Source organism: Streptomyces sp. F001 (assembly GCF_004187715.1).
GTDB lineage: Bacteria > Actinomycetota > Actinomycetes > Streptomycetales > Streptomycetaceae > Streptomyces > Streptomyces flavusporus.
In genome coordinates this window covers 1,024,054-1,039,432 of record NZ_QZWF01000001.1, presented here as the reverse complement: position 1 = coordinate 1,039,432, position 15,379 = coordinate 1,024,054, and the positions used below count along the sequence as shown (strand labels likewise).

The 15,379-nt window shown below is 72.4% G+C and carries 9 protein-coding genes, 1 tRNA gene and 2 pseudogenes; 6 read left to right on the top strand and 6 right to left on the bottom strand.

Annotated features, from left to right (window positions below; all coding sequences use genetic code 11):
* Positions 1 to 16 precede the first annotated feature (16 nt).
* Together StrepF001_RS04800 and StrepF001_RS04795 are read left to right on the top strand one after the other, a co-directional pair.
* Positions 17 to 1,560, top strand: a pseudogene (locus tag StrepF001_RS04800) (DUF6519 domain-containing protein).
* Complete coding sequence (locus StrepF001_RS04795) at positions 1,560 to 2,444, top strand: peptidoglycan-binding protein (RefSeq protein WP_129796998.1); 885 nt, start codon at positions 1,560 to 1,562, stop codon at positions 2,442 to 2,444. Before StrepF001_RS04800 ends, StrepF001_RS04795 begins: the two are co-directional and overlap by 1 nt.
* On the opposite strand, the gene StrepF001_RS04790 is transcribed toward StrepF001_RS04795, so the two are convergent.
* From StrepF001_RS04790 to StrepF001_RS04780, 3 genes and pseudogenes are all read right to left on the bottom strand, one after another.
* Entirely contained in the window at positions 2,441 to 3,811 is a 1,371-nt protein-coding gene (locus StrepF001_RS04790) for a M1 family metallopeptidase (RefSeq protein ID WP_129796997.1), read from the bottom strand. The two genes, StrepF001_RS04795 and StrepF001_RS04790, sit on opposite strands and share 4 nt — an antisense overlap.
* Before the next feature lie 65 nt (positions 3,812 to 3,876).
* A pseudogene (locus StrepF001_RS04785) lies at positions 3,877 to 7,741 on the bottom strand (Pls/PosA family non-ribosomal peptide synthetase).
* A 278-nt stretch (positions 7,742 to 8,019) separates the two neighbouring features.
* A tRNA-Leu gene (locus StrepF001_RS04780) sits at positions 8,020 to 8,107 on the bottom strand.
* A 197-nt stretch (positions 8,108 to 8,304) separates the two neighbouring features.
* Between StrepF001_RS04780 and StrepF001_RS04775 the strand changes: the two genes are divergently transcribed.
* The 3 genes from StrepF001_RS04775 to StrepF001_RS04765 all read left to right on the top strand — a co-directional run bounded on the left by StrepF001_RS04775 (position 8,305) and on the right by StrepF001_RS04765 (position 10,910).
* Complete coding sequence (locus tag StrepF001_RS04775) at positions 8,305 to 9,630, top strand: M20/M25/M40 family metallo-hydrolase (protein ID WP_129796996.1); 1,326 nt, start codon at positions 8,305 to 8,307, stop codon at positions 9,628 to 9,630.
* Between the two features lie 157 nt (positions 9,631 to 9,787).
* Positions 9,788 to 10,021: a chaplin ChpH gene (gene chpH / locus StrepF001_RS04770; protein ID WP_129796995.1), complete on the top strand. Its 234-nt coding sequence runs from the start codon at positions 9,788 to 9,790 to the stop codon at positions 10,019 to 10,021.
* A gap of 112 nt (positions 10,022 to 10,133) precedes the next feature.
* On the top strand, positions 10,134 to 10,910 hold the full coding sequence (locus tag StrepF001_RS04765) for a chaplin (protein WP_129796994.1): 777 nt from the start codon (positions 10,134 to 10,136) through the stop codon (positions 10,908 to 10,910).
* Between the two features lie 62 nt (positions 10,911 to 10,972).
* Here the strand turns inward: StrepF001_RS04765 and StrepF001_RS04760 are convergent, their stop codons facing one another.
* Entirely contained in the window at positions 10,973 to 11,161 is a 189-nt protein-coding gene (locus StrepF001_RS04760; protein ID WP_129796993.1) for a DUF5703 family protein, read from the bottom strand.
* A gap of 47 nt (positions 11,162 to 11,208) precedes the next feature.
* On the opposite strand from StrepF001_RS04760, the gene StrepF001_RS04755 reads away from it, so the two are divergent.
* Positions 11,209 to 11,940 carry a hypothetical protein gene (locus StrepF001_RS04755; protein WP_129796992.1) on the top strand — a complete coding sequence of 244 codons (732 nt, stop codon included), beginning with the start codon at positions 11,209 to 11,211 and terminating at the stop codon, positions 11,938 to 11,940.
* Between the two features lie 247 nt (positions 11,941 to 12,187).
* Here StrepF001_RS04755 and StrepF001_RS04750 read toward each other — a convergent pair whose 3' ends face one another.
* A complete protein-coding gene (locus StrepF001_RS04750) occupies positions 12,188 to 14,299 on the bottom strand; it encodes a helix-hairpin-helix domain-containing protein (RefSeq protein ID WP_129796991.1) in 2,112 nt (703 codons plus the stop codon).
* Positions 14,296 to 15,282 carry an aldo/keto reductase gene (locus StrepF001_RS04745; RefSeq protein WP_129796990.1) on the bottom strand — a complete coding sequence of 329 codons (987 nt, stop codon included), beginning with the start codon at positions 15,280 to 15,282 and terminating at the stop codon, positions 14,296 to 14,298. The genes StrepF001_RS04750 and StrepF001_RS04745 overlap by 4 nt, the downstream gene beginning before the upstream one ends.
* Positions 15,283 to 15,379: the final 97 nt, after the last annotated feature.

Sequence of the window (15,379 nt, the reverse complement as noted above, 5' to 3'; positions counted from 1 at the left end):
CAGGGGGACCCCCTTCATGCACGCTGACCTCTCCCGCTTCACGTTCCGCCCGGAACGGCACTACTCCGCGGTCGTCGCCCAGCAGGGCCGCGTCCAGCTCGACGCCGACACCAACGAGCAGGCCGCGATCCAGCTCCACCAGGCCCGCACCCTCGCCGCCGACCTGATCGGACCGCACGGCGGGCCGCGCGACGCCGCCGGATTCCGTATCGAGTACGTGGGCGGCAAGCACGACCTGGACACCCTGCACATCCACGGCGGCCGCTACTACGTCGACGGCATCCTGTGCGACGCGAGCCGCCCGGCGCCCGGCGTCCCCGTCCTGGACGAGGACGATCAGGAGACCCCGGAACCCCTTGGGCACTGGACGTACTGGGACCAGCCCGACGGCTTCCGGGACCCGGAGAAGCCGGGCGACCGGCTGCCCTCGCCCGCGCAGTCGCCGTTCGTGGTCTACCTGCACGTCTGGGAGCGCTCGGTGACCGCGGCCGAGGACCCGGCGCTGCGCGAGGTCGCGCTCGGCGCGGCGATGCCCGACACCGCCGCCCGCGTCAAGGTCGTCTGGCAGGTCCTGCCGCTGTCCCTGGCCGCCCTCGAGATCGAGGAGCCCGACCCGTCCAAGGAGGTCGTCCGCGCCGCCTTCGCCCACTGGGCGCAGCGCCGGTCCGCCCCCTCGGCCCGGCTGGCCGCCCGCAGCGAACGCCCCGACCACGCCGACGAGGACCCCTGCCTGGTCAAGCCCGACGCCCGCTACCGCGGCCCCGAGAACCAGCTGTACCGCGTCGAGGTGCACGCCGGCGGCGAGGCGAAGGACGCCACCTTCAAGTGGTCCCGGGAGAACGGCTCCGTGGTCTTCCCGGTCGACGAACTCGACGGCACCTGGGTGCAGTTGGCCACCCTCGGCCACGACGGGAAACTGGACCTCGACGTCGGCGACCACGTCGAGTTCACGGACACGGCCCACGCCTCCCGCCTCGAACCCCTGCCTCTGCTCCGTGTCGAGGAACTCGACCTCCCCGGCCGCCGCGTCCGCCTCTCCGCCGAACCCGCGCCGGGCGTCGGCCGCCTGCCCCACCTCCACCCCTTCCTGCGCCGCTGGGACCACCACGAGGGCCCCAGGCGCAAGGGCCGTACGACCGCCCTGCGCGGCGGGGCCGTCCCGGTCACCGAGGGGAGTGGCTGCCCCTGGAGGACGGCGTCGAGGTCTACTTCGCCAAGGGCGGCAGCTACCGCACCGGCGACCACTGGATCATTCCCGCCCGCACCGCCACCGGCAGCGTCGAGTGGCCCGCCGACCCGGCCCGCCGCCCGCTGCTCCAGGCCCCGGCCGGCATCGCCCGCCACCACGCCCCGCTGGCTCTGATCAAGGGCGAGGGCAGCGCGGTCGATCTGCGCCTCGCCTTCGGCCCGCTGGCCGGCAGCATGCCCGCCGCCGACGAGGCGACGCTCGCGGCCGAGGACCAGGCCCGCCGTGAGGAACTGGCGGCCGAGTCCGACCCCTCCGGCGGACGGTCGCAGACCACAGCACAGGCGGAGGCCGCCGTGGAAGGAGACGAGTGATGGCCAAGCCACTGAGCGCGTCCAAGATGGTGGAGATCCTGCGCGCGGAGGGCCTGACGGTCCACGAGGTCCGCAACTGGCGCAACCACAACCGCAACAGCAAGGGCCCCTGGGGCCCGGTCAACGGCGTGATGATCCACCACACCGTCACCTCGGGCACCGCCGCGTCCGTCGACATCTGCTACGACGGCTACTCCAGCCTCCCCGGCCCCCTCTGCCACGGCGTCATCGACAAGAAGGGCCACATCCACCTCGTCGGCAACGGCCGCGCCAACCACGCCGGGCTCGGCGACAGCGACGTCCTGCGCGCGGTGATCAACGAGACGAAACTGCCGCCCGACAACGAGGCCGACACCGACGGCAACCGGCACTTCTACGGCTTCGAGTGCATCAACCTCGGCAACGGCAAGGACCCCTGGCCCGAGGCGCAGAAGGAGGCCATCGAGAAGGTGGCCGCCGCGATCTGCCGCCACCACGGCTGGTCCGAACGTTCCGTCATCGGCCACAAGGAGTGGCAGCCGGGCAAGGTGGACCCGCGCGGCTTCACGATGGACGGCATGCGCAGGCGCATCGCCCAGCGGCTCGGCGGCAAGCCCCAGGCGCCCGACCCGAAGCCGCAACCGCAGCCCAGGCCGACGTACGAGCCCTTCCCCGGCAGCGGCTTCTTCCACGTCGGCCAGAACTCCCCGGTCATCACCGCCATGGGCCGCCGTCTCGTCGCCGAGGGCTGCAGCCGCTACGAGGAGGGCCCGGGCCCCGAGTGGACGGAGGCCGACCGCCGCTCCTACCAGGCCTGGCAACAGAAACTCGGCTTCAAGGGCAAGGACGCGGACGGCATCCCCGGCAAGTTCAGCTGGGACAAGCTGAAGGTGCCGAACTCCTAGGAAGCGCTCGGTGGATGAGCCGGCCGCACCGGAATCCGCAGCTCCTGTTCCGGCAGGGGCGGCAGCGCCGGCTCCTCCAGCCACGCCCTGAACAGCTCGTCCAGCGGCTCGGACGCGAAGCGGGCCACATGCGCGGTGAAGGTCGCCGTCGTCACGGCACCACCCCGGTGCAGGCCCGCCCACCCGCGCAGCATCTGGAAGAAGACCTCGTCACCCAGCGCACACCGCACCGCATGCACGACGAGCCCGCCCCGCTGATACAGCCGGTCGTCGAACATCAGCTTGCGCCCCGGATCGGCCAGCTTCAGATCCTGCGCCTTCCCGGCGAGCAACCGGTGCGCGGCCGCGGCGTGCTGCTGCGCCGTCCGCCCGCCCGATCGCTCCGACCACAGCCACTCGGCGTACTTCGCGAACCCCTCGTTCAGCCAGATATGCCGCCAGTCGGCGATGGACACACTGTTCCCGAACCACTGATGCGCCAGCTCGTGCGCCACCAGCCGCTCCCAACCCCGCGCCCCGTCCACATGGTTGGCGCCGAACAGCGACAACCCCTGTGCCTCGACGGGGACGTCGAGCTCCTCCTCGGTCACGACGACCGCGTACTCCTCGAACGGGTACGGCCCGAACAGCTCCTGGAACAGCTCCATCATCGCCGGCTGGCGCGCGAAGTCCCGCGAGAACTCCGGCAGCAGATGCGCCGGAATGTGCCCGTGCTGCGGCACACCGCCCGGCCCCGGATCGCCCAGCAGCACCGTCTGGTACTTCCCGATGGACAGCCCCACCAGATAGCTGGACGTCGGCGCCGACTGCTCGTACACCCAGGTGGTCGTCGAGGCCTTCGTCGTCCGGGTCAGCAGCCGCCCGCCCGCCACCACCGCGTACGCGGACGGTGTGGTGACCGAGATCTGGTACGACGCCTTGTCGGCCGGCCGGTCGTTGCACGGGTACCAGGACGGCGCCCCGACCGGCTGGCTCGCCACCAGCGCCCCGTCCGCCAGCTCCTCCCAGCCGAGCCCGCCCCAGGGGCTGTTCACCGGCTTGGGGTTGCCCGACCAGTGCACCTCCACGGTGAACGCGGCCCCGGCCCGCAGCGGCTTGGCGGGCCGGATCCGCAGTCGGCCGCCCCGGTGGGTGTAGTGCGCCTGCCGCCCGTCCACCCGCACTCGGCCGATCCTGAAGTCGGCCAGGTTGAGCTGGAACTCGGCGAGCGCCGCCCGCCCCGCTATCGCGTTGATCCGGGCCGTGCCGGCCAGCCGGTTGGGTCCCGGGCGGTAGTCCAGCGCGAGTTCATAGCGGTGCACCCGGTAACGGGGATCACCGTTGTCGGGGAAGTACGGGTCCGCTCCCACGGACTGCTGAACTGCCACTGCTGCGTCTGCTCCCTGCGCTGTGCTCGTACGACGTTCCTCGTCCCCCGTCGCCGTAAGAGCACTCAGCGGCGCCATGCCTCGATCGGGTTGCCCAGCCAGCGGGTGTCGTCGGGAACGGACTCCGCAGCCATCACCAACGACGCGGGACCCAGTGTCGTACGGGCCCCGACCGTGCTGCCGGGCAGGACGATTCCGCCAGGACCCAGCGTCGCGCCCTCACGGAGAACCACAGTATCCGTCCGCAAGATCCGGTCGTGGAAGAGGTGCGTCTGCAGCACACAGCCCCGGTTCACGGTGACCGCGTCCTCCAGCGTCACCAGATCCGCCTCGGGCAGCCAGTAGCTCTCCACCCAGGCACCCCTGCCGATCCGTGCCCCGAGCCCGCGCAGCCAGGCCGTCATCACCGGCGTACCCGGCACCGACCCCGCCAGCCACGGCACGGCCAGCACCTCCACGAACGTGTCCGCCAGCTCGTTGCGCCACACGAAGGCGCTCCACAGCGGATGCTCCCCGCTGCGGTGCCGCCCCACGAGCACCCACTTCGCCACCACGGAGACCACACCCGCCACGACGCCCGCCGCGAGCAGCACCAGCCCGCCCAGCAGCCACGCCCAGCCGCCCAGCGCACACAGCGCCGCCACCGTCAGCACGGCCAGCCCCGCCGAGCAGAACACCGGCACGATCCGGCACAGCTCCACCAGCCCACGCGCCCACAGCAGCCGCGCCGGCGGGTCGTACGTCCGGCTCCGGTCCCCGTCGGCCGCACTGCGCGGCAGCTTGACCGGCGGCAGCCCGAGGTAGGAGCTGCCCTTCTTGGCCTTCTTCGGCGTCGCGGACAGAACGCCCACCAGCCCGCCGTCCGGCACACTGCGCCCCGGCGCGGTCATCCCCGAGTTGCCGAGGAACGCCCGCCGCCCGATCTGAGCGCGCCCGATCCGCATCCAGCCGCCGCCGAGCTCGTACGGCGCGGTCAACGTGTCGTCGGCGAGGAACGCGCCCTCACCCACCGTGGTCAGGCTGGGCAGCGCGAGCACCGTCGACACCTCCGCACCGCGCCCGATCCGCATCCCGAGCAGCCGCAGCCACACCGGCGTGACCAGCCCGGCGTACAGCGGGAACAGCGTGTCCCGGGAGCGGTCCATCAGCTGAGTGACGGTCCACGCCTGCCAGCCGGTCCGGCTGTGCGTGGGATACGTCCCCTCGCCCAGCCCCAGGCTCAGCAGCCGTACGGCGACCAGGATCAGCAGTGCGTACGCCAGCCCGAAGGCGAGCGTCGCCGGCACCAGCGCGAGCGCGGCCCCGCGCAGGGCCTCCGCGAGCCCGGCGTCCGGGCCGACGAACAGGCCCGCCACCAGCAGCGCGACAGCGGCGGCGACAACGGGGAGGGCGCTCAGCGCGAAGCCCGTCACCCCGTACATCGCCCGCCACCAGGCACCCCGCTGCGGCCGCTCCTTCGGCCAGTTCCGTTTGGCCTTCCCCAGCTTCACGGCCGGCGCACCCGCCCACCGCTGCCCGGTCGGAACCTGCCCGGCGACGGCCGAACCGGGCGCCACCTCGGCCCGTTTGCCCACGCGGGCGCCCGGAAAGAGCATGCTGCGCGTGCCGACGACGGCATGCGCACCGACCTTGACCGGCCCGATCTCCAGTCGGTCGCCGTCCAGCCAGTACCCGGACAGATCGACCTCGGACTCCACGGCCGCGCCCCGGCCCAGCTTGAGCATGCCGGTGACCGGCGGCAGCGAGTGCAGGTCCACGTCCGGTCCGACCTTGGCGCCCAGCGCCCGCGCGTACCGCTCCAGCCACGACCCGGTCAGTGAGGTCGCCCCACTGACCTCCGCCAGCCGCTCCGCGGCCCACAGCCGCAGATGAACGCTCCCACCGCGCCGATACCGCCCCGGCTGCACACCCCGCAGCAGCAGCCGCGCCCCGCCCGCGGCGATCCCGAGCCGCCCCGGCGGACTGAAGAACAGCACGGCACCGGCCCCGATGAGCCACCACGGGGCGGTCGGCAGCCAGGAGCAGGCGGTCAGGACGTTCCCGAGCGCGGCGAGTACGACGGTCCAGCGCAGCCCGAGCAGCGTGAACAGCGGTACGAGCAGCAGCAGCTGGACTGTCTGCGCCCGCCGCGGCACCGGCGCCACGACCCTGGCGGCGCCGTCGTCCTGCGCGGACTCCTCGAGCCGGCGGGCCAGTTTGCGCAGCGTGGGCTGCTGATAGATGTCGAGGACGGCGGCGCTCGGATAGCGGGTGCGCAGCCGCGTCGTGAGCTGAGCGGCGGCCAGGCTGCTGCCGCCGATCGCGAAGAAGTCGTCGGCGGCCGCGGTGACCGGTATGCCGAGGACCTCGGTCCACTGCTCGGCCAGCCAGGCCTCGGTGCCGTACAACTGTTCGGCCTTGCCGCCGGCCTGAAGCCCCTCCAGGGGCCACGGCAGCGCGTTCCGGTCGACCTTGCCGGACGTGCGGGTCGGCAGGTCGTCGACCGGCGCGAGCAGCGGCACCAGCGCCGCGGGCAACTCGGCCCGCAGCCGCTCCACCGCCGCCCCCGCGTCCCATCCCTCCTGGGTGACGACATAGCCGACGAGGAGCTGGTTCCCGCTCCGTGCGCTCCGCACGGCGGCCGCGGCACCCGCGACCCCGGGCAGCGCCTGCAGCGCGGCGTCCACCTCACCGAGCTCGATGCGCCGCCCGCCGAGCTTGATCTGCTCGTCGGCCCGCCCGAGGAAGACCAGCCCCTCGGGCTCGGCCCGCACCAGATCGCCGCTCCGGTACGCCCGTTCCCACCCCAGCGACCGAAGCGGCGCGTACTTCTCCGCGTCCTTCTCGGCGTCGAGATACCGGGCGAGCCCGACCCCGCCGATCACCAACTGCCCACTGCCACCCATCGGCACGGGCTCCCCGGCCTCGTCGACGACGGCCAGCTCCCACCCTCTGAGCGGCAGCCCGATCCGCACCGTCTCCTCGTTGCCCAGCAGCGACGCACAGGCCACGACGGTCGCCTCGGTCGGCCCGTACGTGTTCCAGACCTCGCGCCCCTCCGTCACCAGCCGCTGCACCAGCTCGGGCGGACAGGCCTCACCGCCGAAGATCAGCAGCCGTACGTCGCCCAGGGCCTCCGGCTCCCACAACGCGGCCAGCGTGGGCACGGTCGACACCACGGTGATCTCCTGCTCGACCAGCCACGGCCCGAGATCGGCACCACTGCGCACCTGCGACCGGGGCACGGGCACCAGACAGGCCCCGTACCGCCACGCCAGCCACATCTCCTCGCAGGACGCGTCGAACGCCACGGACAGCCCCGCCATGACCCGGTCCCCGGGCCCGATCGGATCCTCCGTGAGGAACAGCGCGGCCTCGGCATCCACGAACGCGGCGGCACTGCGGTGGCTCACGGCGACGCCCTTGGGCTTCCCGGTCGACCCGGAGGTGAAGATGATCCACGCGTCGTGCTCGACCCCGGGCCGGGCCGCGGGAGCCTCGGACCGCCCGCCCACGGTCACCTCGTGCCCCCCCCGACGACGGCCCGTACGTCCGCCTCCCCGAACACCAACTCGGCCCGCTCGTCCGGATCCTCGGCGTCCACCGGACATAGGCGGCACCGGCCGCGAGCACGGCGAGGATCGCCACGTAGAGATCGTTCGTGCCGGACGGAACCCGCACCCCCACCCGGTCCCCGAGCCCCACCCCGGCCGCCGCGAGCCGGGCCCGCAGCCGCTCCACCTGCACGGCCAGCGCACGGTAGGTGAGACGCGTGGTGCCGTCGTCCAGGGCGAGTTCGTCCGGGTAGGCCCGTACGGACGCGTCGAAGATGTCGACGAGGGTGCGCGGGGAGGCCGCCGGCCCCCCGGAGAAACGTGCCGTGTCACCGAACCGCTCGCGGATCTCTTCGTCGAGCAGGCCGAGAGCACTGCTCTCGTGTATGGCTGCCATCGGGTCCTCGCGTCTCGATCCCGGAAGCCTCCGGGGCGCTGGCGGGCCCGCAGGTCTGCCTGGGGTTGTCCGGCTCCAGCTCCGTAACAAGCCGGAAATTTTAGTACGACGTTAGGTTTCCCGTTGCTCGGCGGCCACTTGAGGGCGCCGTTCGAGGCGTGCGCGGGCAGCCGGGTGTACCGCGTGACCTCGGGATCTTCGCGCCGGGGGAGAGATGGCCCACACAGTCGACGGGTGCACCGGGAAAGCAAAAGACCCCTGGTGAACAGGGGTCTCGTTGGTGTCCGAGGGGGGACTTGAACCCCCACGCCCGATAAAGGGCACTAGCACCTCAAGCTAGCGCGTCTGCCATTCCGCCACCCGGACAAGGTGTCTGTCGCGCTGGGTTTCCCCCGCGGCGACGACGTAAACATTACCAGGCTTTCGAGGGTGGCCGATCACACCCCGAGCGTCCCCGGGACGTCGTGAACGCCGTGTGACGGGCCGGGACCGGTCTTGGGGCGCGACCCGCCTCGGGGGGAGGATGAGGGGGACCACCAGCGGCGACTGCGGGAGGAAACAGCGTGAGCCAGACGGGCACGACCGAAGGCGTCACCGGCCAGGACGAGGTCGTCGACCTCTGCCGCGAGCTGATCCGGATCGACACCAGCAACTACGGCGACCACTCGGGTCCGGGTGAGCGCAAGGCGGCCGAGTACGTCGCCGAGAAGCTCGCCGAGGTGGGCCTCGAACCGCGGATCCTGGAATCCCACCCGGGCCGCGCCTCCACCGTGGCCCGCATCGAGGGCGAGGACCCGTCCAGGCCCGCGCTGCTCATCCACGGGCACCTCGATGTCGTCCCGGCCAACGCGGCCGACTGGACCCACCACCCGTTCTCCGGCGAGATCGCCGACGGATGCGTGTGGGGCCGAGGGGCCGTCGACATGAAGGACATGGACGCGATGACCCTCGCGGTCGTCCGCGACCGGCTGCGCACCGGCCGCAAGCCCCCGCGGGACATCGTGCTGGCGTTCCTGGCCGACGAGGAGGCCGGCGGGACCTGGGGCGCACGCCACCTCGTCGACAAGCACCCCGACCTGTTCGAGGGCGTGACCGAGGCCATCGGCGAGGTCGGCGGATTCTCCTTCACCGTCAACGAGAAACTGCGGCTCTACCTCGTCGAGACCGCCCAGAAGGGCATGCACTGGATGCGGCTCACCGTGGACGGCACCGCGGGCCACGGCTCGATGACGAACAACGACAACGCGATCACCGAACTGTGCGAGGCCGTCGGACGGCTCGGCCGGCACAAGTGGCCGGTGCGGGTCACCAAGACCGTGCGGTCCTTCCTCGACGAACTCTCCGACGCGCTCGGCACCGAGCTCGACCCGGAGAACATGGACGAGACCCTCGCCAAGCTCGGCGGCATCGCCAAGATGATCGGTGCCACCCTGCGCAACTCGGCCGCGCCCACCATGCTCGGCGCCGGCTACAAGGTCAACGTCATCCCGGGCCAGGCAACCGCCCACGTCGACGGACGGTTCCTGCCCGGCTACGAGGAGGAGTTCCTCGCCGACCTCGACCGGCTGCTCGGCCCGCGCGTGAAGCGGGAGGACGTGCACGCCGACAAGGCCCTGGAGACCGACTTCGACGGCAAGCTCGTCGACGCCATGCAGAGCGCGCTCGGCGCCGAGGACCCCATCGCGCGGGCCGTGCCGTACATGCTCTCCGGCGGCACCGACGCCAAGTCCTTCGACGACCTCGGCATCCGCTGCTTCGGCTTCGCGCCGCTGAAGCTGCCGCCGGAGCTGGACTTCGCCGGCATGTTCCACGGGGTCGATGAGCGAGTGCCGGTCGAGGGGCTGCAGTTCGGCGTGCGGGTGCTCGACCGATTCATCGATGCGTCCTGATTTGGCCCGCTGAAACGACACTTCGGAAATCGCCCGCGTGTACCGGACCTGACCGGCAGGAGTGAATGCGCTCATCAGCTCGTAGCCCTATTAGTTCCTCCTCGTTACAGGTGATGCGATCAGCTACTTGTGATCGCATTGCCAACAAGGAGGAATAATGATCAAGAAGGTCGTCGCTGCTGCGGCTGCCACCGGTGGGCTGGTTCTCGCGGGCGCGGGCATGGCCGTCGCCGACTCCGGTGCTCAGGGTGCTGCCGTGCACTCCCCGGGCATCGCGTCCGGCAACGTTGTTCAGGCTCCCGTGCACATTCCCGTGAACGTCTGCGGCAACACGGTCTCCGTGATCGGCCTGCTGAACCCCGCCTTCGGCAACACCTGCATCAACAAGTGACGCTGCCTTTCTGAGGTTCGTCCATGCCGTCGGTCCCGGAACGCGCCCAATGCGCTCCGGGACCGACCGGTCTTTTCACGTTGGTCATGAGGGGGAAGGCAGAGATTCAGCAATGCGACAGATTACCCGCAAGGGCCTGATGACCGTGGCGGCCGCGACCGGCGTGTTCGCCGCGGCGGGCGGCCACGCCCACGCCGACTCGGGTGCGAGCGGCTCCAGTTCGAACTCGCCCGGAGTGCTCTCCGGCAACACCGTGCAGGCGCCGGTGCACGTACCGGTCAACGTCTGCGGCAACACCGTCAACGTCGTCGGGGTGCTCAACCCGTCGGCCGGCAACTCCTGCGCCAATCACAGCAACGACAACGACTCGTCCGGCGGCCACGGCGACACGGACGGCTCCGGTGCGCAGGCCGGCGGGCACGCCGACGGCTCTCCGGGCGTCGGCTCGGGCAACCACGTCGAGGCGCCGGTGCACGTGCCGGTCAACGTCTGCGGCAACAGCGTCGATGTCATCGGCGTCGGCAACACCGCCGTCGGCAACGACTGCGCGAACGACGGCTCCGGCGGCGGTCACACCACCCCGCCCGGGGGCGGCGACGGTACGACGCCGCCCGGGACGCCGGAAAACCCGGGCAACCCGGGCAACCCCGGTGACCCGGAGGAGCCCGGCACCCCGAGCAACCCGCCCACGCCGGGCGGCGAGACGCCGGGTGACGACGGCTCCACCGACGGCAACCGGCCCGGCGGCCGGTCCGTCGCGCAGCCCCGCGGCACCGGTGCGCTCGCCGAAACGGGCAGCGAGCTGCCGATCGGCGCCGCCGTCTCACTGGGCGCGGGCGCGCTGCTGGGCGGGGCGGTCCTGTACCGCCGGGCGCGGGCGTCGGCATAAGAGCGCAACCCGAAGTGGATCGGGCCCCGCCACGGGGGTCCGCTCCACTTCGGCACCTCAGCTCACCAGGTGGCGCGCACCTGGCGGATGATCCGCCGCCGCAACCGCACCCTGCGACTGCCGTCGCGCAGCAGGCTCAGGCGATGCAACTCCCAGTGTCCGTACTCGGCATGGTCCGTCAGCAAGCGTGTGGTGTCCTTGCGGGAGACCCCGCGCGGCACGTACACGTCGACAAATTCGTATTCCGGCATCGAATCTATTGTGCGGGCACAGGCCGGGTACGGATAGCGTCTGCACTATGTCTGATGCTGCGCAGCCCACCGCTGCTGAGGTACGCGCCGCCGCCGAGGCGATCAAGACCGCGCTCGACCGCCATCTGGCCGCGGTCGAACGCAGGTCGGGCGAGGACGACCCGGCCGTCTACGAGGCGTTCAACCAGCTGGCCGCGGCCGCAGAGGCGTACGACGAGCTGCTCTACGACCGCTACGACGAGGTCACACCCTTCGAGATCCCCGGTGCGGAGGAAACGCTGCCGCCGTACACGGGTCCCGAGGAACCGAACGCGCTCAGTGTGCTGATCCGCCGCGACTACGCGGTGGCGGAACCACAGCGACTGCTGGCGCAGGCCCAGCGGATCGAGGCGGCCGACGACGAGGGTACGGGCGAGGAGGCCGTCGGCACGGTCCACGGGGCGTTGGGCACCCTCTTCGGGGAGTTCGAACCGGACGAGATCGCCTCCCGCCACAAGGAGTTCGGGCTGGAGGAAGGCGACTCCACACTGTGGGTCACGGCCGCGGAGGAACCGGCCGGCCCCGGCGAGTGGCTGGAGGCACCCTTCGAGAGCATCGATCCGCAGCACGTGGTCTGCCGCTTCGACGTCAGCGCGGTCTTCGACGACGAGATCGACGACCTCGAGGACATCGAGGATCTCGAGGATCTCGAGGACGAGGAAGAGACCGACGACGATCTCGAGGACGAACCGGAGCTGGACGGGGACGAGGACCTGGAACCTCTGGACGCGGACCGCTGAGCTCGTCCCCCGGTGGAGCTGCGGGCAGTCATGCCTCCCCCAGTGCCTTAAGGGCCTGGGAGGCGCCCCCAGGGCGATGGGGCCCCGCTCATGGGGTTCCCCCCCGGCGCGAGCGAAGCCGAGCGTGGGGGAGGTGGGCGCTGGGGTCCCCCCTCTGGGGGCACCCCGTCAGCGCCGGGCCGCGCGACCCAGCCCTGCCCAGCCACAACGCCGGTGGGCGGGCTCCTGAAGCCGCACCTGCGGCCGCTCAGCCGGCCGTCGGCACCTGCACGGTCAGGAGCAGGGGCAGGCGGGTTGTGCGGGGCTTTGCCGGGGTTTCTGCGACAGCGCGCGGCAGGGCCTGCTCCACACCGTGCACCACCGACAGATGGCGCTGCGCCCGCCCGAACGCCGTGTACACCCACGGGCGGCTGAGGGCCTGCGCGGCATCCCCGGGCAGCACCACCACCACGGCGGGCCACCGGCCGCCCACCGCCTGGTGCGCCGTCAGCGCCCACCCGTGCCGGACGGACTGCTCCACCCGCTCCTTCGGTACGACGACGCTCTCGCCGGAGCACGACAGATGAAGCCCCGCGGCGTCGGCCCCGACCACCTGGCCCGGCACCGTACGTCCCGGCGTGGGGGAGTAGGCGATCCGGTCCCCGGCGTCGAAGCCGCCGAACCGGCCGGGACCGGGATTGAGCCGCTCCTTCAGCGCGGCGTTCAGCGCACGCGTCCCGGCAGCGCCGCCATGCCCCGGCGTGATGACCACCGTCTGCTCGGTGGGCACGCCGATCGCCCGCGGCACCGAGTCCGCAACGAGCTGCACGGTCCGGTGCACGGCCTCACCCGCGTCCCGCACCGGCACGATCACGACCTCCTTGCCCGGCGCGTCGACCTGGAGCAGCTCGCCCACGCCGATGCCGGAGACCAACTCGCCCAGCGGACCGGGGTCCGGCCGCCGCGAGGCGACCTGGGGGCACCTGCGCACCGCCAGCAGATCCGCGAACACCCGCCCGGGCCCCACGGACCACAGCACCGCCGGATCCCCGGACAGCACCAGCCGGGCACCGTCCGGCAGCGACTCGGTGAGCAGGGCCGCGGCCTCCACATCGAGCTGGGGCGCGTCGAGCACGACCAGGAGATCGAGGTCCAGCGCACCGTCCGGCTCGCGCCCCGGCCCCTCGGCACCGGACAGCAGCCCGGCGACGGTGGCGACCCCGGACTCCTCCCGCACCAGCTCCGCGAACCGCCCCCGGCCGACGGGACTGTGGGTGGCGGCCCAGACACGCAGGCCCACACCACGCGCCGCATCCACCAGCGCCGCGGCCTCGGCCCGGCCCGCCTCACCACCCGTGTGCAGCACCAGCCCGTGCCGGGCGACCGCGCGGATCAGCTCGGCGGCCGACCCCTCGGCGGCCGGCGCGGCCCGCTCCCACTCCTCGGCCGAACCGTCCTCCTTGGGCACCGAGTTGATCAGGCGGGCCAGACCGTCGGCGAGGCTCTCCTCCGCGAGCGCGTACCGTTCCAGCCCGACGAGCACCCGCACAGGGCGCTCCTCGCCCGCCTCCTCGTCCTCGCCCGACTCCTCCAGGCCGTCCTGGAACGCCAGGGCCTCGCCCTCCGCCAGGGCGCTCTGCACGGCCGCGTCCGGGTCGGGCACGCTCCGCTGGGCCAGGGCGGCGACGAGCGCCGGCATCTCCAGGGCGGTGTGCCCGGCGAGCGCCGCCTGTTCCAGCAGCCAGACGGTGACGGCCCGGCCCCGCCGCTCGTCGTCGGGCCCGCACCGAGCGCCCAGCAGGGCCCGCGCGAACCCGTCGGCCTGCTCGGGGCGCACTCCGCCGACCCGCAGCAACTGCCACGGATCGGCGCGCAGCAGATCGTCCGCACCCTCGCCCAGCACCGCGGCGACCTGCGGACCGAGCGCCTCGGGAGCGCCACCGTCGCTCAGCACCCGCCGTACGGACTCCACGAGCTCCGCCGCGGGGGCCGGGGCGGCGGTGGGGGTCACCGGCTGCGGCCGCTGCACCGGCTCCCGAGCCGGCCGCCGGGGCGGGGGCTCCTCGAAGACGGCGGCGGGAGGCTTCTCGCCGCTCTCCACGGCGCGGACGGCTGCCAGCAGATCGGCGGCGGTCCCGCTGAGCTTGGTCCCGGCCTCGATGGGCGCCTTCTTCTCCGCCTTGCGCCGTTCGATCCGCTCCCGCTCGACCCGCTGGGCAGCCAGCTCGGCCTCCGCCTCCGACAACTCACCGGCGGCGGCGCTCGTGCCCTGGGTGTCCTGGGCGTCCTGTGCGGCCTCGGTCTCCGGGGCGCCGCCCTCCGCCGGTGCGCCCGGGGTCTCCGGCGCGGCGTCCTCGGTGGTCTCCGGGTCCGTGCTCACAGCGTGCTCCAGTCGTGATCGGGATAGCGGTGCACGGGCGCCGACACATCGTCGAGCGCCCGGCAGATCTCGTCAGGAAGACTAAGCGCCTCCACTGACAATGCCCCTGTGAGCTGCTGCGCGTTGCGCGCGCCGACGATCGGGGCGACCACGCCGGGCCGGTCCCGGACCCAGGCCAGGGCCACCTGGAGCGGGGTGACGGCCAGCCCGTCCGCCGCGGTCGCCACGGCGTCCACGATGCGGCCGGCCGTGTCGTCGAGGTACGGCTCGACGAAGAGTGCCAGGTGCTCCGAGGCGCCCCGTGAGTCCGGCGGCATGGCGTCGCCGCGGTACTTGCCCGTCAGCACACCACGCCCCAACGGCGACGACGGCAACAGCCCGAGGCCCAGATCCACCGCGGCCGGCAGCACCTCCCGCTCGACGCCGCGCTGCAGCAGCGAGTACTCCATCTGCGTACTCGCCAGCCGGGTCCGCAGACCGGGCGCTGCTAGCTGCCAGGTCGCGGCCTTCGCCAGTTGCCAGCCGCAGAAGTTGGACACGCCCGCATACCGCGCCCGGCCGCTGCTCACCGCGATGTCCAGCGCCTGGAGCGTCTCCTCCAGGGGCGTGCCCGGGTCGAAGGCGTGGACGTGCCACAGATCGACATAGTCGGTACCGAGTCGCGCGAGCGAGGCGTCCAGCGCGGCCAGCAGATGCCCCCGCGACCCGTCGAACCGCCGGTCCGGATCCGGTACGCTCCCGGCCTTGGTCGAGATGACCAGGTCCCGCCGCGGCACCAGCCCTTCCATGAGACGCCCGAGCAGATACTCGGCCTCCCCGTCCCCGTAGACGTCCGCGGTGTCCACGAGTGTCCCGCCGGCTTCCCAGAACGTCTTCAACAGGTCCGCGGCATCATGCTCATCGGTGTCCCGCCCCCAGGTCAGGGTGCCGAGTCCGATACGGGACACACGCAGGCCGGTACGGCCGAGATGCCTCTGCTCCATGAGCGCCGAGATTACTGGCCGGAACTGGTGCCGTGGGGGCCTGTGGACAACCGATTTCCCGGCCCCGCACGCCCGCACCCCACCCACAATCTGGGCG